This is a genomic window from Agriterribacter sp. (assembly GCF_035497235.1).
GTDB lineage: Bacteria > Bacteroidota > Bacteroidia > Chitinophagales > Chitinophagaceae > Agriterribacter.
Map to the genome: position 1 here is coordinate 125,034 of NZ_DATJEB010000032.1, position 19,957 is coordinate 144,990.

Consider the following 19,957-nt stretch of genomic DNA (forward strand, 5'->3'; position numbering starts at 1 on the left):
GGCTGGCAGGTTTGAAAATTTCCACATCATCACATTTTCCACGTTTCCACATTTATCAGCGGCTCCAGCAACTGTTCGTCCCCGATAAGGTAAGCGCATTTGAAATGACCCTCCGGGCATTGCCTGTAGCCGTGCAGTCCGCATGGGCGGCAGCGCAGCGGCTCCTGTATTTCCACTATATACTTTTTGTCAGATAACGGGCCATATCCAAACGCAGGAACAGTAGAGCAATATACCGCTGTTACCGGTGCGTTCATAGCAGAGGCGAAATGCATGGGTGCGGAATCATTTACATAATTCATAACAGCACCCCGCATTAGCGCAGCCGATTGTAAAAAATTGAATTGACCTGCCAGGGATGTTATTTTCCTTTCAGCTTTTTGCTGTATCTCTTCACATAGTTTGGCTTCACCGGGTGCGCCAAGAAGATAAACGGTATATGAAGCAGGTATTTTATTAATAAAGCTTATCCATTTTTGTGCCGGGTATTGTTTGGTAAACCATACGGATGCGGGTGCAATACAGATATAGGGGGAAGACATAAGCGGTTGCACACTATCTCTGTCTTGCTGCGAAGGATACAGCCGTGGCTTGTATATGGCGGAATCGGTAAAGGATTGTATAAGGCTGAGGTTACGTTCAGTTTCATGTGGTGCGGCGCTGCTATTACACATGTTGTGTTTTATGCTGATATCAAATGTCGGGCTGAAAGGATTTTTATCAAACCCTATTTTTTGTTTGGCCTTTGAAAAAGCGGTAAGCAAACCCGTTGCGCCAAAACGCTGAACGTTAATCACCTTGTCATATTTATTTTTCCGGATGCGTTGCAGCAGGCGCCAGAGCGCGCTGTATTTTCCATGCTGCTTATCCCATATCAATACCTCATGCAGGTGAGGATGTGCTTTCAGCAACCCTTCATTACCTTTCCGCAGTAAAAAATCAATTTGCGCATCCGGAAAAAAAGCATGTAGCTTTTCTACCAGGCAGGTAGCCAGCACTACATCTCCTATGAATGCGGTTTGTATGATCAGTATTTTTTTCATCATTTCCTCAGCTCCGTTACCGTTCCATCATCATTCCAGCGTATTACCGCCGAAGGTTGCGCAGCACGGGTGTCATCCTGCCGGTATTGTACCACGTAATCTGCAGCAGCAATTATTGCCGGATCAATAGTACTGAAAAAAGCAGGGGCCGGCTTACCGGAAATATTAGCGGAGGTAGACACCAGCGGTTTTCGCAGCCGTTTGATCAGATGCGTGCAAAAATCGTCTTTTACTATTCTTATGGCAATGCTGCCATCCGGCGCCATTAAATTAGGCGCCATTCCTATTGCGCCTTTATAAATTACAGTGGTGGGTTTGGTGGTTTCATCCAAATAGTCAAACACCCTTAAATCAGGTTGCGTCACGTATTTTATTACATCCCTTTCCGCTGTTAATAAAACGATCATGGATTTCGATTCCTCCCTTTGTTTTATCTGGTAAATTCTTTGTACCGCTGCGGGGTTGGTAGCATCGCAGCCCAGCCCCCAAACGGTATCTGTAGGGTATAGTATTATGCCGCCAGCCTGCACTACCTGTAAACAACGGTCCACATCTGCTGTAAAGTTCATATTGCAAAAATAGTAAGGCTTTGCAAAGCAAACTGATTAAGTTTGTAAAAAAAAGAACAACATGACAGACTTACAAGATCTAATTACAAAAGCCTGGCAAAACAGGGAGTTGTTAAAAGACGAAGTATATGTTGAAGCAATAAAATCGGTGATTGAAGATATTGATAAGGGAAGATTGCGCACTGCATCTCCTTCCGAAAAAGGCTGGGTAGTGAATGAATGGGTGAAGCAGGCCATTCTTATGTACTTTGCTATACAAACCATGCAAACATGGCATATTGAACCGTTTGAATTCCATGATAAAATGCTGCTGAAAAGCGGGTACCGGGAGCTGGGCGTACGTGCCGTGCCGCACGCTGTGGCAAGATACGGTGCATACATTGCCCGTAACGTTGTGTTGATGCCTTCTTATGTAAATATAGGCGCTTACGTAGATGAGGGTACTATGGTTGATACCTGGGCCACTGTAGGCAGTTGCGCACAAATTGGCAAAGGCGTGCATTTGAGCGGCGGGGTAGGTATTGGCGGTGTGCTGGAACCCTTGCAGGCCAGCCCTGTAATTGTGGAAGACGGCTGTTTTATTGGCAGCCGTTGTATTGTGGTAGAAGGCGTAATGGTAGAAAAAGAAGCGGTACTGGGCGCCAATGTGGTATTAACCAAAAGCACTAAGATCATTGATGTAAGCGGTAGCGCGCCGGTTGAATATAAAGGAAGAATTCCTGCGCGGAGCGTTGTAATACCTGGCACTTACAATAAAAAATTTCCGGCAGGAGAATATGGAGTTAACTGCGCTTTGATCATAGGCCAGCGCAAAACCAGTACAGATTTGAAAACCAGCCTGAACGATGCATTAAGAGATTTTAATGTAAGCGTGTAGAAAGTAAAAGAAAAGAAGAGAGTACCGCTGCCGGTATTTTCATTCACTTTATACCGGCAGGTAATATGCCCCCGGAGGCTTTTCGGGTATCCATTGGGGGTATGGCCCGTTGCCGGCTGGCGGCCATCAAAAAATGTAGATATGAAATAATTATTCCCCTTATATTTGCAACCCGTAATTATTGCCCGGGTGGCGAAACTGGTAGACGCACTGTCTTCAGGTGGCAGCGTTCGAAAGGATGTGCTGGTTCGAATCCAGTCCCGGGCACGTTAAAAGCTTTGTAAGTCATTGATTTACAAAGCTTTTTCTTTTTACGCTTGTCAAAAAACTGTCACCTTTTTACGCTTTCTACCGCTGTATTTGACAAGCAAATGACAAGTAGTATGACAAGCAGTTTTCATTCGCCATTTGCAATTCTTTTGCTATTCCTTTTTCGTTTCAGGTTCTTCATAAAAAATGCTGATCTGCCACCGTAGCTCCAAAATAACATCTGGAGAAAATGCTCTTTGCTCTTTGCATACTTAGTTCTTGAAGTGAAACTTTTGCTGTTCCTATTAAGGATATGGTATTTATAAAAATCACATCATACTGTGATATAGCTTTTTATTACCCTTTCTCTCACGTTTAATTACACCAAAATCATATCATAGTGTGATTATATTCTGAAATATTGGTAAAATTTCCTACTTTAGCTAAAAATCACATTATAATGTTAGTAAGGGATGTGGGAACAGCTATAAAAAAGCGCCGGAAAGCGCTTAAAATTACCCAGCCGCATTTAGCCGAACTGGCTGGAATCAGTGTGAATTCCCTTTATAAGATCGAACGGGGCGATGCCAATCCGACACTTGACCTGGTGGAAAAAATTGCTGATGTATTGGGACTTGAAATAAAGCTGGAGGTAAAAAAAATAACCCTGTAATTATTTATTTGTGCGAAGTGTTGAAGTATATAGAAACAATATATTGACTGGCATTCTAACGGAAGAGGATAATAGGCATTATACTTTTCATTACGATGATAACTATTTTGCAGATCCGTCAAAACCGGCCATCAGCCTCACGCTGCCCAAAACTTCCCAGGAATATAAAGCTGCGCATCTGTTTCCCTTCTTCTACAATATGCTGTCTGAAGGCGTGAACCGGAAATTGCAGAGCCGTGCGCTAAAAATAGATGAAGGAGATGATTTTGGATTACTGGCAGCTACTGCGCGGTATGATACGATTGGTGCGGTAACTGTTAAACCGATAATTATATGAGCGTTCCGGAAATAAAATATTGCCCTGGTTTGCTGACTGAAGGCTATCACACTTATAGTCCTACTTTTCTAAGAAGGATGTTCGATGGGAAAAAGGTGAACCATATATTACGCTACGATTCCTCTCAGCACAGCGAGGAAGATGCAGCACGATTTATAGAGAACAGGAAACGTATTTCCATCTCGGGAGTGCAGGAAAAACTGTCGTTGGCGCTGCATAAGAATGAGCTCAGCTTAACGGAAGAAGGAGAACAGGGAACATATATATTAAAGCCCATTCCGAGAGATCTCAAAAAAGTGAACCAGGTACCGGCTAACGAACATATTACTATGCAGATAGCCGCGCAGGTATATGGAATATATACCGCTGAAAATGGGATGATCTTTTTTAAAGATGGCCAACCAGCATATATAACCCGGCGCTTTGATGTAAAAAAAAACGGCAGTAAATGGGGGAAGGAGGATTTTGCTACACTGGCAGGTAAAACAAAAGCTACTGCCGGTGCGAATTTTAAGTATGAATACTCCTATGAAGAAGCTGCTGCATTGATCCGAAAATTCGTTCCGGCATGGCGAGTGGAAATAGAGAAGTTTTTTACACTAGTGTTATTCAATTATGCCTTCTCTAACGGCGATGCCCATTTGAAAAACTTTGCTTTGCTGGAAACAGAAAGCGGCGATTATTTTCTCAGCCCGGCGTATGATCTGATCAATACAAGAATACATGTGGATGATACCGATTTTGCTCTGGATAAAGGCTTATTCGTTGACGATTTTCAGTCAGGCGCTTTTAAGAAAACACATCACCACAATAAGGAGGATTTTTTGGAATTCGGACGAAGGATCAATATTGATGAAAAACGAGCAGAAAGATTGATAGCGCCGTTTTTAATAAAACAGGATAAAGTGGAACAACTGGTTCAACGCTCTTTTCTAAACGATGCTACCAAGCGTGCTTATTTGCTGGACTATAGCACCAAACGCAACAGTCTTAACAAGGCATGAAAAGTTGAGTGATTCAGGTACGGTTAAAGCATCCCGGTTTTATTGGAAGATCTAATAAAAAGAGACAATGCAATGGCTTTATTAATACTCTAAAAAAGATGCTTATTAGGCCGGGGGTTCAGTATCTTTATACTGATAAAAGTTCTTTAATAAACTGATTCAAATAAGCCCAAATGATGCGGGTACCAATTCGGATTCCCATCCGGGTGTAATAGAATATTTACATGGTTTTTAGGCTGGAAATGAGGCTTTTAACAGCCCCGTCCAGTCCGCAGAACGGCTCCGTCCGGACTCGAAAGAACGCAGACATTTTTTTGGATGTTCCACTGGACTTATGAGGAGCATTGATTGTATCAACAAAATTAATACTTATGCAGCCAAGCAAAGTAGGTCTTTCACTATATCGGTTTTGTATAGATATTTAAACAGTATATTGATGCGAATATGGTGTGCTAAGCAGATCGTTGAAAAGGAACGTATAAGACAATGGATATGGACTGGCTTATTTGTGTAAACTCAATTAACTTAACAAAAAAATGTCAGTGGCTTTTTGTCATATTTCTGATAAGATTTTTTTGTTAGAAATTTGTTGAAAAAAACGTTGAAATTTAACATAGACTGGAATACTTTGATTGCAAATTAGTTACAAATTGGAAAAACTGCACCCATTGTAATTACAATAAATTGACTATCAATAGATAAAGAATCCAGTCCCGGGCCACCTGAAAAGTCTGTATGTCATTGATTTACCGGTTTTTTCATTTCTGTCACTTGTTATTTTTTACCGCTTCTTTCCACATGCAAAAAAGTTATTATTAAGGAATGTGTGAAACACCTGAAAAATCATGGCACGGCACACAGGTTGAATCCCTGTTGTATCACCTTTAAAATTGTGTAGTTGTATTTTTGGGAGATACCGGATAAAAAAGGAGATACAATAATCTTCTATCATGATTTCGGCCGTGGCAAAGGGTAGGGTATACGGCAAAGCAACGATGCAGTTCAAAGACACTCAAAAAAATCCGAAAAAAGATATACACTCATAAAAAAACTGCTTCCAAACTTTCCTCGCCAAAAGAAATTAAATCCACCTGAACAACTCCCGTAGATTAGAGAATTGCCCAAAGCTTCGCTTCCTAAAACATTTTCCCCAATGCTGACCACTTTAGTGGATAAACCTTTTGATGAGCCGGGATGGAAATATGAAATCAAATGGGATGGCTATAGAACGGTTGCAATATGTAATAAAGAAAAGGTGGCACTCATTGCCGCATCCGAGCTTTGAATGATTTTCCGTAATTAAAATAACTTTAATTGTATCCGGGTAAATTCTTTTTTTCTTTCGGCAGGCATCTCAAAATTGGAAAGACCCACACCTAAAAGACGTATCTTTTTTTCTTCCAGGGGTGCTTTATCTAAAATCAGTTTCACCACATTAAAAATGCTGTGTTGATCATTTATCAATTCTGATAGTGACTGGCTGCGGGTCATAATAACAAAATCATGAAATTTGAATTTTACGGTAACCGTTCTTCCCTTTAAGCCAAAGCCCTGCAACCTTTCTGCAAGTTTTTCAGAAAGTATTTTCAACTCGGGTAGCAAAGCTTCTTTGGTTGTCAGGTCTTCCTGGTAGGTGTCTTCTACACTAACCGATTTGGTCTCCCTGTCGGGCTGCACGTCACGATTGTCAGTACCCCGCACGATCTGGTAATAAAATTTTCCGGGCTTACCGAAGTGCTGTATGATCTCTGCTTCAGAAAGTTTTTTCAAATCAGCGCCTGTATGCAATCCCATTGCTTTCATTTTTGCTGCCGTTACTTTACCCACGCCATGAAATTTTTCCACCGGTAGTTTTTCCATAAATGCTTCGATCTTAGATGGTCCTATAAAAGTTAAGCCATCGGGCTTGTTCATATCAGAAGCCATCTTCGCTACAAACTTATTAATAGAAACTCCTGCTGAAGCCGTAAGCTGTAGTTCTTTCCTGATCGCTTCTTTAATCAGCTTTGCAATCTCCATTGCTGATCCTATACTTTGTTTGTCGCTGGTTACATCGAGGTAGGCTTCATCAAGAGAAAGTGGCTCTATTAGATCCGTAAAGCGATGAAATATCTCATGAATATGTTTTGAAACGGCTTTATAAGCATCGAAGCGCGGATACACAAATATGGCACCGGGACAAAGACGTTGGGCGGTTTTGGACGGCATGGCAGACCGGATACCAAATTTCCTGGCTTCATAACTGGCTGTGGCCACCACACCGCCGCGTCCTTCGGGCATACCGCCCACAACAAGCGGCTTACCCCGGTACTCAGGAAAATCCCGCTGTTCCACAGAAGCATAGAATGCGTCCATATCAATGTGAATGATTTTCCGGTATGTTTCCACCTCTTTCATTCTTTTAGTTTTCCGGGATCTGAATTTCCCAATGTTCTGATGGACCTTCTATTTCCCTAAAGAGTAAAGCTGGTTCAACCATTTTAATAAGGCGTAATTTCTCAAAGCGTAGTCTATCCCTTACCTCCAGCTTTTTCAGCAGATGTTTTTTTTCGTATTCCGGTTGACCTTTTGTAACCGTCATGGTTACGGGTTGAAAAGTATCATCAATTTTACTTTTATCAAAATGATAATTCCTTAATGCAGCCTCTTTATAAATTTCAGATAAATAATGATTGATGGCATGCAACGGCTGCTTCATTTGCTTAAACCGGAATAGCTGCGGATGGTTTTTATATCCTTTTGTTTTTCCTTCCAATACACACTTTGCCAGCAGGGTTTCTCTCCATAAGGCTAAAAGACCTTTAGTATCTAAGTATTTTGGATGCAATGACCAGATTCTCATTTTTATACTATCTTGTTTTTGAACTTACTCATGTGGCCGGAGCAGCAATTATGAAATGCCTGGGGATCGTTACCAGCAATCCTTTCCTCATTTTTCAATGGTGAACCTGAACGTTGCAAATTAAGGATTTCTTTTGTTGGGGAGTAAGGGGAAATAAGCCTTCTTTTGAGAAACTTTTACACACCGATACCTGTTACTTTTTACGAAGGGCAGTAAGGTTTTCACTAAGTTTAGTTAAGCCTGCTTTAGTAAGATAATCATTAGCAATTATGTGTAACTCCTGCAACGCTTCCAGGCTGATATAGATGCCTGTTTTTGTATTTAAATATCCTCAAGTTACGCGGTAAATGAAAGGTATATAATCCGTTAGACACACTGACACTGTGAAATGATTCAAATTAAACCTCATTCGGATTTATCGGGGTATATTGGCTTATTTTGAAAAGGGAATATTTTTTACGCAGTTTGTGCCAAAATAGCTAAGAGCATTTGATATTGTGTGAATTTTTGAAGTATGTTCCCAGCTATTCTGTTTTTTTAGTTGAAGAAGCCGGGTGTAACATTTTTCTTGTGAATGATCATTTTATCAAAACCCAGGCAATATAAATTTCATAGTAAATCCAATCCGTCACCAGTTGTTTTTAAAACAATATTATCTGTAATAATTTCGGCAATTTTTGTATTGATTCTTATCTGGGCTTTATTTTTCGTTGTTTTTATTGCGGAGTCGCCCTTTACAATAGCTGAGTGTTCGTTCATTTTTTAAATTATTTGCTTCTCTTAAACCATTTTTGTATTAGGATTGCGTTGGGGGCAACCCGGCCAACAACAGGGTTTTTCCTTTGAATGTTGCATAAATAGCCATTGCGTGTCCGTGCCCTAATTCAAGTTCTGCTTTGAGCCAATTCGTAATTTCTGTTGCTTTTGTTTTAGGATTAAGTTTTCCGTCAATAATAAATTCTTTTCTCTCTGCCATTTTTTTAAAGTCAGCAGGTGTCTTTCCTGTCTTGGATTTGATATTGTCAATGTATGCTTGAAACAACATAATATTTAATTTTTGTTAGAGTTTAATTTGTAATCGTAAATGTATGACACGGCTAAAACTCCGAATACGACCAAAGAAAAAAATGCTTATCATTTACAGTCATAGCGTTGCTTTGCTGTCAGCGTTACCAATTGCTCAATTTTTCTGTTTTGGAATGAAATATGCCATTGCTAAAATTTGCTGATAAAAGCTTTTCCAATTGTTCATTTCCGTATAGAAACGATAAAAGCCAGTATAATTGATTTCTGATAGTTCTGTGTTGTCAGGAGCCGCCTACTCAATTGGCGGCTGCTCTCCATTCAACCGCTTCTTTTCGGTTAGTGAATAATAGTTCTGAATGTCAGGTTTATTCTTGGTGTAGTGATGAGTTTAGTTGGCGGAAGACGGTGTAACCAAAATGTTTGCGTGGTGTCTTTCATTACTAACAAACTTCCGTGTTCTAAAATCAATTCTACTTTTTCGTTAGTCTGTTTGTGTTTAAATGCAAATTTCCGTTCTGCTCCGAAGCTCAGTGAACCAATTGCTCCGTCTTTCTTTAAATCGGCTTCTCCGTCACTGTGCCAAGCCATTCCTTCTTCTCCGTTGTGATACAGATTGAGCAAACACGAATTAAAGGTTTCTCCTGTTTCTTTTTCTATCCTGTTTTTGAGTTCCAGCAATTCTTTTGTCCACGATAAAGCATATTTGGTGGTGTTGGAATACGTGTATTCAAATGGCTTTTCACCATACCAGGCTACTTTTCTTTTGGTAATGATTTTCTTTCCGAAAAGAATAGCTTCGTCATTTCTCCACGCAATCGTCATTAGCAATATGTCGAAGTAACTATCGGCTTCTTTTGAGCTGAACAGCTTACCGTAATGGTTTACTGTTCCGTCTTGCGGCAACCAGTTTTTTGTTTTGTCAATGATGTCTTCAAATAGTTTCATTTTTCCATTTCTGATATCTTTCTTTCAAACAATGTCCGCAGGGGCGAAAGCAGTTTGCAACAGCTTCCTTTTCGTCAAAAAGCAAACACGGTTTTCCCTTTTCATTTTCTTGCCCGAAGTACAAGACAAAGTTCCATAAATTTTTAGTTTGCTATTACCACCCAAACAGATTACCTGTTGCTTGATTTTACTTCGTAAGCCGTTATCCGATATTTCGCTGTGCCATATCATTGCTAACTTATAGCATCGTTAAAAATAATCCCCAGCGTATAGCGTTCTCCGCTATGCACTTCACTTACACCGTGTTTTATATTCACTCGGAAATAGCCTTTTGCTCCTTTTGCAGGTCTGAAATTAGTCGTAAAAACCAACATATCTCCTTTTTGGGGTTTCAAAACAATGGCTTTAGACTGTGTTCTCGGGATTTGCTCGGTCAATACAAATTTTCCACCTGTAAAATCTTTGTCGGGTTCGCTCAAAAACAATACGGTTTGTATGGGGAAACAGATATCTCCGTATAAATCCTGATGCAATGTGTTGTGTCCGCCTTTACCATATTTCAAAATCAAAGCTGTTGCTTTTTGCTGATTGTTTTTCCGGCATTGCTGCAAAAATTCAGTGTGGTGTAACGGAAATTGCTTGTTTATGTTCCATGCTTTAAACCACGCATTGGCTATTGGTGCAAGGTGCGGATAAATATTTGTTCTGATTTGCTGTATAAGGTTGGGCAACAGATAGTCGAAATATTTGATTCGCCTAAGCCAAAACGGTAGCGTTCCATTACTACCGTTTTTCTGTAATCGTTTGGATTGTTATAACCTTGTATCAGTTCTGTTGCAAATATTGGAATATGTGTTGCGGCAGAAAATCCGGAACTTGCTACATTTCCACAATGTCTGTTTTTGCACTTTCCCAGCCGATGATAGCGGTCTTTCTTGTATTGCCCCATAGATAACCGCCAATGTTTCCCGATGATTGAATAACGCGATGACAAGGAATAAGAAATGCAACAGGATTGCTGCCGATTGCCGTGCCTACGGCTCTTGAAGCGTTTGGATTGCCTATTTGTTCTGCAATATTCCCGTAAGTGGATAGCTTACCCAATGGAATTTTCAAAAGCGTTTCCCAAACTTTGAGTTGAAAATCAGTCCCTTTTAAATGCAGTTTTATTTCGGGCAGTTTGCTCCAGTCGTTCTGAAAAATGAATAGTGCATTTTGTTGCATTAAATCTAATTTTCTTTGGAAAATAGCATTGGAAAATTTTTGTTTCAAATCGCTTAATGCGTTGGCTTCATCATCATTAAAAGCCATATAACAAATGCCTCTGGGCGTGGAAGCCACAATTAAATTTCCGAAAGGACTTTCGGCAAAACTGTAATTCACAGAAAGATTTTTACCACCGTTTTTGTATTCGGCAGGTGTCATACCCTCAATGTTGATGAAAAGGTCGTGTAGTCGCCCTGTGCCTGAAAGCCCTGTTTCAAAAGCGGTATCAAAAAGCGTGGCTTGTTGGTCTTTCAATAATATTTTGGCATGTCCCAAACTGATATACTGCAAAAACTTCTTGGGTGTTGTTCCTGCCCATTCGCTAAATAAACGCTGAAAATGAAAAGGGCTTAAATGCACTTTTTGTGCAATTTCGTCAAGATTGGGTTGCTCCTTGAAATTGCTTTTGATATATGCTATTGCTTCGGCAATTCGGCTGTAATTAAGTTGTTGCTGTTCGTTCATCGTTCTGAATTTATGTTGCAAATGTCAGAACTGTATCGTTGCCATAAAATCCGGAACTTGCGGTGTTTTGTCTGTCAGGTGATGCTTGCATGGTGTGGTGTATCGCTGTTTACCCCTCTGGCATGACAAACGCCGCCTGCCCGATTTTCCTCCGGGCCTTTCATTACATAATCAACATGATCCGGGTTGTTTCCCGTTTTTAATTCCTCAGTTATCGGGTCGGTAATTCTGTTTATGTTTATATCTGCCGTCACGGTTCCTTGCTGAACATTACATACGAAGTAAGCTTGCTTATTTTTCTGTTTGTGAAATGAAATACATCACAAAAAACCGCATCAAGTTTACTTCCGTCTTTCATTTTTGCATTTACTGTTCCTTCGGCAACTACGATGTTTCCTTCTTCTACAAGCCGGGTTACTGTAATGTCAGGATGTCCGTCAGCATTTGGGTTTTCAATTTCTTGGTCAAACGCAGCTTTGCCATTATGAAGATAAAAACCGGGCATTTCCCAAACTACATCGTCAGTTAAGCACGATGTTATTTTTTCGTGATCAGTTGCACGAAATCCGTCCATATATTTTTCTACAATTTGCTTTTGTTCGCTCATATTGTTGTTGTATTGTTATTGCAAGATGTTAAAGCTACAACCATCAATGCAGCAAAAAATATTTTATTCATTGGTATTTTTGTCTTGTTATTTTTTTGCCGGCTTGTAGTAAAGGATTACTGCGCCACCACTAAAGGTCTTTGTCTTTAAGCGTGTAAGAACAATTTTATCGTTTATGTTTTCAAATAATGGCAAACCGCTTCCGGCAATGACAGGGTGAATACAGAGTTGGAATTCATCAATCAAATGAAGTTTCATTAGCTGTATAATTAAACTCCGACTGCCCACTAAAATATCTTTTCCCGGTTGTTTTTTAAGATTTAGAACTTCTTCTTTCATATCTCTATTTGCCAATTTTGCAGTTTTCCATTCTATGTTTTTCAGCGTGTGGGAAAAAACAATTTTTGAAATTTTGTCTATAGCCTTTGCAAAGTCATTCATTGATTTTTCTTCTGAAGGGTTTTCTAACAGTGTTCTCCAAAACTCCATAAGTTGGTATGTTATCCTGCCGTACAGAATTGTGTCTGCGTTACTTAAAAGGGCAGTGTAATGCTGATGTATTTCGTCATCTGGAATTCCTGCTGTATGGTCGCAAATTCCGTCAAGTGTCATATTGATCGCTGCAATTAGCTTTCTCATATTTTGTTTTTTTAGAACATTTATTCATTATTCTTCTTTTGAATGCAGTACGAAGTGATTTTTTGAATTTTATTTTTAAACTCCCAATTTATTCATTGCTGTTTTTTCTGTTTTTAGAAGTCTGCAAAAATTTGTTGTTTGCTATGTTGTTATGTTCCTTTATGCATCTGGAATCTCCGGCTCTGCCAATTTTATCAATTTATCTAAAAATTCCTGCCATCCCAAATAACATATTTCCACAGGTATTGCAGATGGGATGCCTTCTTGGGAAACTTTTAGTTCTGTACCACGTATTACTTTTTTTAACGGCACACTTGTTATCATTTCCCCTCGCAAATTGGATTGTTAAATTTGTCAGTGGCTTTAACAAATCCGTTACTATTTATTTCTAAAAAAACTACCCAAAACGGCTGTTCATTTCCTGTTGTAAAATTTACAAATGACATTTTGTAGCTGCCCCCCCCTCACTTTAAATTCCATTTGTTGAATGGTACACAAAAATCCATAAGGTGGAAGCCAGATGGAATAGGCAAGTGGATCGGAAAAAGCACGAAAAGCCTTTTCGGGTGATGCTTTCAAAACTCTGTGGAAAGAAACGCTGTTGTTTTTTATAACAATTAATTACAGATGCAGTTACATTGTTATTGCCGATTTCCTTTTTTGTAAATTCTCTAAATTTTGAATTTGTCAATAACATCACATAAATTTCTTCCGTTACCACCATACAAGCGGCTGTTTCATCTGTAAATTGAGGATTGTTTGTAAACCCAATTGCGGTGTAAAAAGCCATTGCCTTCTGTAAATCTGCTACAGGCAGATTAATGAAAATCTTCTTTGCCATTTTTTTTAAGTGCAAATCCTAAGTTGAACTCTGATATAAAGATCCCAAATTATTTTAGAAAATATGATGGGTGATAAAGACAACAATAGTGCTATTTACGACAAATGGTACGTGACGAAAACCACGTTATAACCTTTTGTATTTATTATCGAACCCGTTGGTTTCCACCGCTTTTATACTCAACCAGGAAGGGCGTGTACAATCCTAATACGATAATTTTTCCTTTTCAGGTTTGGCTGAATTTGTTCCTCCGCCTGCATTAAACAGGAGACCAATCCGCATTGTGTTCGACAAAGGATTCCTGTTCACTCCATTACCTGAGGCCAGGAGATAAGAAAAATTCAGGCCAATAATATTATAGTTGATGCCCAATCCCATAGTAAAATAGCTTCTTTTACCCAGGGTACGGCTGTCGGCATAATAACCTGCTCTCAGTGCAAACTGATCGTTATAAAAATATTCGGCTCCCAGGGAGTATGCCATAGCATTATTACCAAAGGATTTCATCCAGCCATCTACTACACCATCGCTGTTGTATTTGGCATAGTCGGCCGAGTCGGCTGCTGCACCCGGCACAGCAGGCACCAGTAATTTATTGATTTCCCCGTTGAGTGATATCTTATGCACTTCATTGGTTACCCAGGTATGACCCGCTCCCACGCCTATATTTGCAGGAATGAAATTTTTCTGCGTGGCATCTGAAGTATATGAAATTTTAGAACCCAGGTTGCTCATTACCAAACCTGCGTTCCATCCCTGCCCTTTGTCGTTGGCTGCGGTATAATATAAACCAACATCACCGGCTAAGGCATTTCCGGGTTTGTAGGAGCCTCCGCCATAAGGCGATGATGATCCTGAAGCCAGGTTGCTGTAAATATATCGCAGGGCCACACCCAGCGACAGCTTATCCGCCAATTTGCGTGAGTAGCCGAAATCAAGACTAAACTCACGGGGATTGCCTTTGTTGAGTTCATTGCCCAAGGCATCGGCAAATTGTATACTGCCCAGGTTAAAATATCTCAAAGCGCCGGAGATCACCTGTTGTTCATCCAATTTATAATGTGCGGCCAGCGAGGCGAGGTATACATCTTTTAACCCAAGATCTTTTAACCAGGGCGTGTAAGTAGCGCCAATGCCCCATTCATTTTGTATAAACGGATATTTGGCCACATTATAAAATTGCGCGTTCGCATCGGGTGATGTGGATATTCCCTGGTCGCCCATGGCGCCGGCTCTTGCATCGGGCGAAACCCGTAGAAAGGGTACGGATGTAGTGACAATATTAATGCGTTCAGCAGTTTGCGAATAAGCTGCTGCGGAGAACGTAAAGGCTGCAGACAGCGACATCAGCAACTTGCTATATACGGTTTTCATTTGAATTGAATTTAAGATTGATCGGGCAGTTGTAATAAGTTAGAGAGAGAAATAATTACTGCCTGGTTTGCCAGGCAGCAATTATTATGTTATTATTTCACTTTTACTTTTTGAGCGTCCCTGAATATTTCTGCGGTAACGCCCAGCACATAGGTACTTGATGCCAGATGTGCTACAGATACATTAAAGCTGTTGATGCCTGCGTTTAACTGCTGCTGTTGCAATATCACCTGCTGACCAGTTTCGGTATAAAGGATGATCGCAGCCTTTTGCGCTACCGTGGTGTATATTTTTACCGTTAATGTATTGGGGCTGCTGCTCCATACTTTTACACTATAGTTGGCATTGTTGGCAGGCGTAACCGTAAGTTTGCCTTTTGTATAACTGATGGTATAGTTGCCCGATGCTGCACCAGACGCTTCGATATCATAGTAACCGATCGGTGATCCGGTAGTAGCATTTGTAGCTGCTGATGGTTGTACCTCCAGGTCAGATGGCTGATCTCCTTCCGCCAACCCATCGTAGCTGAAAGTAAATACAGGGTTGGTTGCACCTTGCTTTTTGGTTTTATCTTCTGATTTAATCAGCAGCGGCGCCGGTGCAATAGTAAATGCGGCAGTCCCGAACGACTCAATCTCGTAATCATCTCCACCATTAAGGCTTCCCTGCTCTATTTCATAACTGCCCACGTTTTTGCCTGCCGTTCTTTGTAAACTACCAGGTAACTGATCTCCTTCCAGTTTACCTTCTGCTACATAGGTCAGTTCCGGATCAGCCTCACCATACACTTTAGTTTGTGATATAGCAGTAACTTCAATTAATTTTTTGGCAATTGCACCAACATTGCCGCTGACTGTAGTTGATTCTAAACTGTAGTTATCTGCATCCTCACCTGTTATCTGTAATCCATTTACTGTTACTTTTTTCCCTTCCCCGCCATGTTTAGTTTCATACACGCCTGCCACAGGATAATTTATGACAACGTAATCATCGCCTGCAATACCTTCCACCGAATAGTTCCCTGGTAATAATACTGCACCGGTATTGCCATCGTATGCTTTTGTAATGGCAGGTGTAGCCAATAACTCAACTTTCAGTGTTGCCTTCTTAATGCTGCCTGGGGCAGTAGCTTCGGTGGTGGTTAAGTGATAATTATTTCTATCGTCACCTTGCAGCACAAAAGTATTTATGCTTACCGTTTTATCATCGCCTGCATGCCGGTTATCGTATACCGCGGTTCCTTTTACTGAAACCTTATCGCCTTCTTCTACTCCTTCCAACTGGTATTTTTCAGTTGGAACAGTTGCTTCAACAGAACCATCGTAGATTTTGCTGATAGCAGGCTCAGCTAAAAGCGAGAGTGTAATATCTTTCGCGATGATATCACCCCTGGTATTAGCAGATACAGTGCTTACACTGTAATTATCCTTTTGCTCACCGCCCAATACAAATGCGGTAACAGTGATTTCTTTATCATACCCTGCTTTATTGTTGTTATAAGAAGCTTTGCCGGATGCAACAATTACATCGTCTTCACCCACAACACCCGATAAGCTGTAATTGGCTGCCACCAGGTCCGCCTCATCAGACCCGTTGTAAGCCTTACTGATGGATGGCGTAGAATGCAGGGATATTTCAATGGCTTTGCGTGTAATGGTGCCTTTCACTTCTGCCGTATTGGTGGTTAGTTCATAATTATCCATATCCTCACCATTCAATATAAAACTGCTTACGTGAATGTCTTTATCCCCGCCTGCATTACCATCTTCAAAACTGGCAGTACCTGTTACATATACATCATCTCCTTCTACCGACCCTTGCAATGCATAGTTACCGGCGGCCAATTCAATACCTGTATAGCCATCGTATGCTTTGCTGATGGCAGGGCTGGCATTCAACGATACGGTGATCTGTTTTTTAGCGATCGTCAATACCTGTTGAACCGGGGCTGCGGGTTTATAATCATTGTTACCAGCCTGGGTAGCCGTAATGGTTACCTGCCCGGCATTTTTGATATGTACTTTTCCATCAGTAACAGACGCAATAGATTCGTTGCTGCTGCTATAGCTGATCTCCAATCCTGCATCGCTGGTTGCTGCAGGTATAAAATCAGCAGCTCCATATACTTTTTCTTGTGTTGAGGCAAAACTGATGGTTTGTGCTGTTCTTACCCGCACGCTAAGCTGGGCCCTGTTGGAATTTACCGGAGCACAATTACCGGTTGCTACACAACGGTAATGATAGCCATCCATCCCACCCAACGCATTGCTTATGGTAAGTGTGGCAGTGGCAGCGCCACTGTAATAACTGTTATTGGAAATATTGGTAAATCCGCTGCCGGCATCCACCTGCCACTGATAGGAAGAGGCATTATTGGCTTCTATAGAAAAACTGGTGCTTTCTTCTTCATCAATCGCTTTGCCTGAAGGATGAAGCGCTATAGTGGTAAGTGCATTCACTGTAACCAGTATATCCTTAGACGCGCCTGAGCATAATCCGTTATTAGGTATAATGGTATATTTTACTACGCCACTACCGGTAAGTGTTTGCTGTATGGATGAGCCGCTGGAAGCCGATGTGCCGGATACGCTACCGCTAACGGTAGTGACAGTCCAACTGAAACCGGCACCAGACGATGAAGATGTCAACGCAATATCTGTTGAGCCTCCGCTGCAAATCGTTTCTGAAGCAGGTGTTGCAACTGCTGTAATTGAAGCGGGTTGAGTAACCGTAACACTTCTCGTAGTTTGACAAGTATTATTATCTGTAACAGTTACAGTATATGTTCCCACAGCAAGACCACTGGCTGTTGCTGCTGTACCACCGCTGGGCGACCAGCTATAGCTGTAAGGTGCTGTGCCACCACTTACGCCAACACTCGCTGTACCGTTGCTACCCATGTAACAGCTTACATCTGTTTTAGATGCTGTAGCAGTTAACGCTGAAGGCTGACTGACAGTAACTGACCTTGTAGTTTGACAGGTATTGTTATCTGTAACTGTTACCGTATAGGTGCCGGCAGTAAGACCACTTGCAGTTGCTGCTGTACCACCGCTGGGTGACCAGCTATAGCTGTAAGGTGCTGTGCCACCGCTTACGCTAACACTCGCCGTACCGTTGCTACCCATGTAACAACTTACATCTGTTTTAGAAGCAGTAGCTGAAAGTGCCGTTGGTTGGTTAATGGTCACACTTTTTATAACCTGGCAACTATTAGCATCGGTAATCGTACAGGTGTAGGTACCCACTGCAAGGCCGCTGGCAATTGCACCGGTTCCCCCGCTGGGGCTCCAACTATAAGTATAATCGGGTGTTCCTCCGCTTACGGCAACGCTCGCCGTACCATTGCTACCTCCGTTACAAGACACATTGGTAGCTGAAATGGTAGCAGACAATGCGGCTGCCGGTTGTGAGATTGTAAAGTTCTTTGTAGCCGTGCAGGTTGTGTTATCGGTAATGGTTACCGTATAGCTGCCTGCCGCAAGCCCGCTGGCAGTAGCTGCTGTACCACCGCTGGGCGACCAACTGTAACTATAGGGTGAAATCCCGCCCGAAGGGGTAACAGTAACGCTGCCCGTACTCGCTCCATAGCAGGCAATATTCGTCTGACCGAAAGCTGCGCTTATATTTGATACGGTAAGGGTACCGGCATTTGACGTTGCAGTTCCTGAGCCGCTGGCTACACACCTGTATTGGTTACTACTCATTCCCGCGGTAATTCCTGCAAGGCTAAGTGTACTTGTTGTAGCACCGGAATATACCCCTCCGTTTGAGATGTTACTAAAACCAGATCCGGTGTTTTGCTGCCATTGGTAACCGGTAGCATTGGTTGCCGTTACCGAAAAAGTAGTATTGGACAATGCGCACACTGTACGGTTGGGAGGATTGGCTGTTATGGCTGGTGGTGGGCTTGCTGATGCAGGACCAACCTGTATATTGTTTACTGTAATATAAGAATTTATTCCGCCCTGTTGATACATCCGCACCTCATCCACATTTTTAAATATCGCAGAAAGCTGATCCTCCTCTCTTAATTGAACATATGTTCCACTTGTATTACCACTAAACGTTATGCTTCCAAGAGAGGCGCCATCCCTGAATGCTTCCAATACGAAAGTGGTACCACCTTCCCAGTTTCCCCAATCGTGCGCATCAATGGCTTTGAGATTGAATTCAGCACCATTGCCGGAACGGACAGACCAGCCATAATGTGCATTGGAGGAGCCGTAAGTAATGATAGCAGGATATCCCGACCAGCCGGGTTGGGTTTCATCGTGATATTCAATGGGATCTGCCGTTAATTTTGACCCACCGCTGTTTATAGGAAGTACATTAATATCAAAATCACTTATAGCAATAGAACCTCCTTCACCGTCCGATGCAACATTATCACTAAAACCACTATTATTTGAGAAACTGATAACCGGGTTTGTGCTTAATAACGCTCCCGGCACCGCAGTAGTGGTACCATAGCTTGTACCACCTGAGTTGATAGCATAAGCCCTGTAATTACTTGTGCCGGCGGAGACCGGAACATGATTTACCAATGAAAAGCCGTCTGTGCCATCTTCGTTGATGCGAACAACAGCGATATCGCCTGCCGAAAGTGTAGTTTGCGCAACTGACGCTTTGTACATGATAATGGCGAGCAGGAAAATAAGTGCGATTTTACTTTTGGACGATAGCTTGCTGATACAGGCATATAACAGCCCATAGGATGAACGGGTCGGGTAAAGATTATTCATAAGAATTGGGTTGAACCATTGTGTGGCTTTCTGAAATAATTTTAGAAGACAACAATGTCTAAAAACAAGATTAGTGCGTATTTATTTTGGTACAACCGTGATTAATTTATCTCTTAGGAGTTTATACTTATGCCAGGTGTTAAATACACCTACGGATAATATTATTAGGTAATTCAATTGTGCCACACGCTATATGAGTGCTCTTTAAAAATCATAAAACCGGAAAGAGAAAATACACGATATCGTTCGGCAATTTATTGATAACCATTCACCACTAATGACTGTACTTATGAAGGCATTACGGGTATCTCTGCAAGTCTTGCATATCTTCCAGTCTGCACAGGAAACAAGCAATAAAAACTATTCCCCGGGTGTTTAAGATCGGGTATTGTTTCATTACCTTTAAAATTGAAATTGGAGACCTTCTTTGTTTGTGTAAGTATTTAAAATTTGCA

At 41.3% G+C, this 19,957-nt stretch carries 20 protein-coding genes, 1 tRNA gene and 1 pseudogene; 6 read left to right on the plus strand and 16 right to left on the minus strand.

Annotated elements, in window-relative coordinates; genetic code table 11:
* Positions 1-29: 29 nt before the first annotated feature.
* Both VL121_RS09345 and VL121_RS09350 read right to left on the minus strand, forming a co-directional pair.
* Positions 30-1,046 (minus strand): glycosyltransferase family 9 protein, encoded by a 1,017-nt coding sequence (locus VL121_RS09345; protein WP_325404510.1) that lies wholly within the window; start codon positions 1,044-1,046, stop codon positions 30-32.
* Positions 1,043-1,612 carry an L-threonylcarbamoyladenylate synthase gene (locus VL121_RS09350; RefSeq protein ID WP_325404512.1) on the minus strand — a complete coding sequence of 190 codons (570 nt, stop codon included), beginning with the start codon at positions 1,610-1,612 and terminating at the stop codon, positions 1,043-1,045. The genes VL121_RS09345 and VL121_RS09350 overlap by 4 nt, the downstream gene beginning before the upstream one ends.
* A gap of 61 nt (positions 1,613-1,673) precedes the next feature.
* Between VL121_RS09350 and VL121_RS09355 the strand changes: the two genes are divergently transcribed.
* The 6 genes from VL121_RS09355 (at position 1,674) to VL121_RS09380 (ending at position 6,037) form a co-directional block, all read left to right on the plus strand.
* Positions 1,674-2,489: a 2,3,4,5-tetrahydropyridine-2,6-dicarboxylate N-succinyltransferase gene (locus tag VL121_RS09355; RefSeq protein WP_325404514.1), complete on the plus strand. Its 816-nt coding sequence runs from the start codon at positions 1,674-1,676 to the stop codon at positions 2,487-2,489.
* 183 nt (positions 2,490-2,672) lie between these two features.
* Positions 2,673-2,756 (plus strand) — tRNA-Leu (locus VL121_RS09360).
* Between the two features lie 442 nt (positions 2,757-3,198).
* A complete protein-coding gene (locus VL121_RS09365; protein ID WP_325404516.1) occupies positions 3,199-3,411 on the plus strand; it encodes a helix-turn-helix domain-containing protein in 213 nt (70 codons plus the stop codon).
* Between the two features lie 10 nt (positions 3,412-3,421).
* A complete protein-coding gene (locus tag VL121_RS09370) occupies positions 3,422-3,748 on the plus strand; it encodes a HipA N-terminal domain-containing protein (protein ID WP_325404518.1) in 327 nt (108 codons plus the stop codon).
* The gene (locus VL121_RS09375) at positions 3,745-4,752 is read left to right on the plus strand and encodes a type II toxin-antitoxin system HipA family toxin (protein ID WP_325404520.1); all 1,008 of its coding nucleotides are present in this window, start codon (positions 3,745-3,747) and stop codon (positions 4,750-4,752) included. The genes VL121_RS09370 and VL121_RS09375 overlap by 4 nt, the downstream gene beginning before the upstream one ends.
* Before the next feature lie 1,153 nt (positions 4,753-5,905).
* Positions 5,906-6,037: a hypothetical protein gene (locus tag VL121_RS09380; RefSeq protein ID WP_325404522.1), complete on the plus strand. Its 132-nt coding sequence runs from the start codon at positions 5,906-5,908 to the stop codon at positions 6,035-6,037.
* Positions 6,038-6,051: 14 nt separating this feature from the next.
* Here VL121_RS09380 and dinB read toward each other — a convergent pair whose 3' ends face one another.
* From dinB to VL121_RS09445, 14 genes and pseudogenes are all read right to left on the minus strand, one after another.
* The gene (dinB, locus tag VL121_RS09385) at positions 6,052-7,149 is read right to left on the minus strand and encodes a DNA polymerase IV (protein ID WP_325404524.1); all 1,098 of its coding nucleotides are present in this window, start codon (positions 7,147-7,149) and stop codon (positions 6,052-6,054) included.
* A 4-nt stretch (positions 7,150-7,153) separates the two neighbouring features.
* Entirely contained in the window at positions 7,154-7,594 is a 441-nt protein-coding gene (locus VL121_RS09390) for a pyrimidine dimer DNA glycosylase/endonuclease V (protein WP_325404526.1), read from the minus strand.
* A 456-nt stretch (positions 7,595-8,050) separates the two neighbouring features.
* Positions 8,051-8,125, minus strand: a pseudogene (locus VL121_RS21685) (DUF4180 domain-containing protein); the annotation flags it as partial.
* A 78-nt stretch (positions 8,126-8,203) separates the two neighbouring features.
* A complete protein-coding gene (locus VL121_RS09395; RefSeq protein WP_325404528.1) occupies positions 8,204-8,353 on the minus strand; it encodes a hypothetical protein in 150 nt (49 codons plus the stop codon).
* A 37-nt stretch (positions 8,354-8,390) separates the two neighbouring features.
* Positions 8,391-8,639 (minus strand): DUF4287 domain-containing protein, encoded by a 249-nt coding sequence (locus VL121_RS09400; RefSeq protein WP_325404530.1) that lies wholly within the window; start codon positions 8,637-8,639, stop codon positions 8,391-8,393.
* Between the two features lie 317 nt (positions 8,640-8,956).
* Positions 8,957-9,565, minus strand: coding sequence for an alpha-ketoglutarate-dependent dioxygenase AlkB family protein (locus VL121_RS09405; RefSeq protein WP_325404532.1), 609 nt, complete (start codon positions 9,563-9,565; stop codon positions 8,957-8,959).
* A 233-nt stretch (positions 9,566-9,798) separates the two neighbouring features.
* The gene (locus VL121_RS09410) at positions 9,799-10,296 is read right to left on the minus strand and encodes a 2OG-Fe(II) oxygenase (protein ID WP_325404534.1); all 498 of its coding nucleotides are present in this window, start codon (positions 10,294-10,296) and stop codon (positions 9,799-9,801) included.
* 148 nt (positions 10,297-10,444) lie between these two features.
* Positions 10,445-11,296 carry a bifunctional helix-turn-helix domain-containing protein/methylated-DNA--[protein]-cysteine S-methyltransferase gene (locus VL121_RS09415; RefSeq protein WP_325404536.1) on the minus strand — a complete coding sequence of 284 codons (852 nt, stop codon included), beginning with the start codon at positions 11,294-11,296 and terminating at the stop codon, positions 10,445-10,447.
* 250 nt (positions 11,297-11,546) lie between these two features.
* Positions 11,547-11,903: a nuclear transport factor 2 family protein gene (locus tag VL121_RS09420; protein WP_325404538.1), complete on the minus strand. Its 357-nt coding sequence runs from the start codon at positions 11,901-11,903 to the stop codon at positions 11,547-11,549.
* Positions 11,900-11,974: a lipoprotein gene (locus VL121_RS21690; protein WP_414635411.1), complete on the minus strand. Its 75-nt coding sequence runs from the start codon at positions 11,972-11,974 to the stop codon at positions 11,900-11,902. The genes VL121_RS09420 and VL121_RS21690 overlap by 4 nt, the downstream gene beginning before the upstream one ends.
* A gap of 16 nt (positions 11,975-11,990) precedes the next feature.
* Positions 11,991-12,542, minus strand: coding sequence for a dihydrofolate reductase family protein (locus tag VL121_RS09425; RefSeq protein WP_325404540.1), 552 nt, complete (start codon positions 12,540-12,542; stop codon positions 11,991-11,993).
* A gap of 469 nt (positions 12,543-13,011) precedes the next feature.
* A complete protein-coding gene (locus VL121_RS09435) occupies positions 13,012-13,383 on the minus strand; it encodes a VOC family protein (RefSeq protein WP_325404544.1) in 372 nt (123 codons plus the stop codon).
* Between the two features lie 204 nt (positions 13,384-13,587).
* Positions 13,588-14,757 (minus strand): type IX secretion system outer membrane channel protein PorV, encoded by a 1,170-nt coding sequence (gene porV, locus VL121_RS09440; protein ID WP_325404546.1) that lies wholly within the window; start codon positions 14,755-14,757, stop codon positions 13,588-13,590.
* Between the two features lie 92 nt (positions 14,758-14,849).
* Positions 14,850-19,502 (minus strand): YDG domain-containing protein, encoded by a 4,653-nt coding sequence (locus tag VL121_RS09445; RefSeq protein WP_325404548.1) that lies wholly within the window; start codon positions 19,500-19,502, stop codon positions 14,850-14,852.
* Positions 19,503-19,957 lie beyond the last annotated feature (455 nt).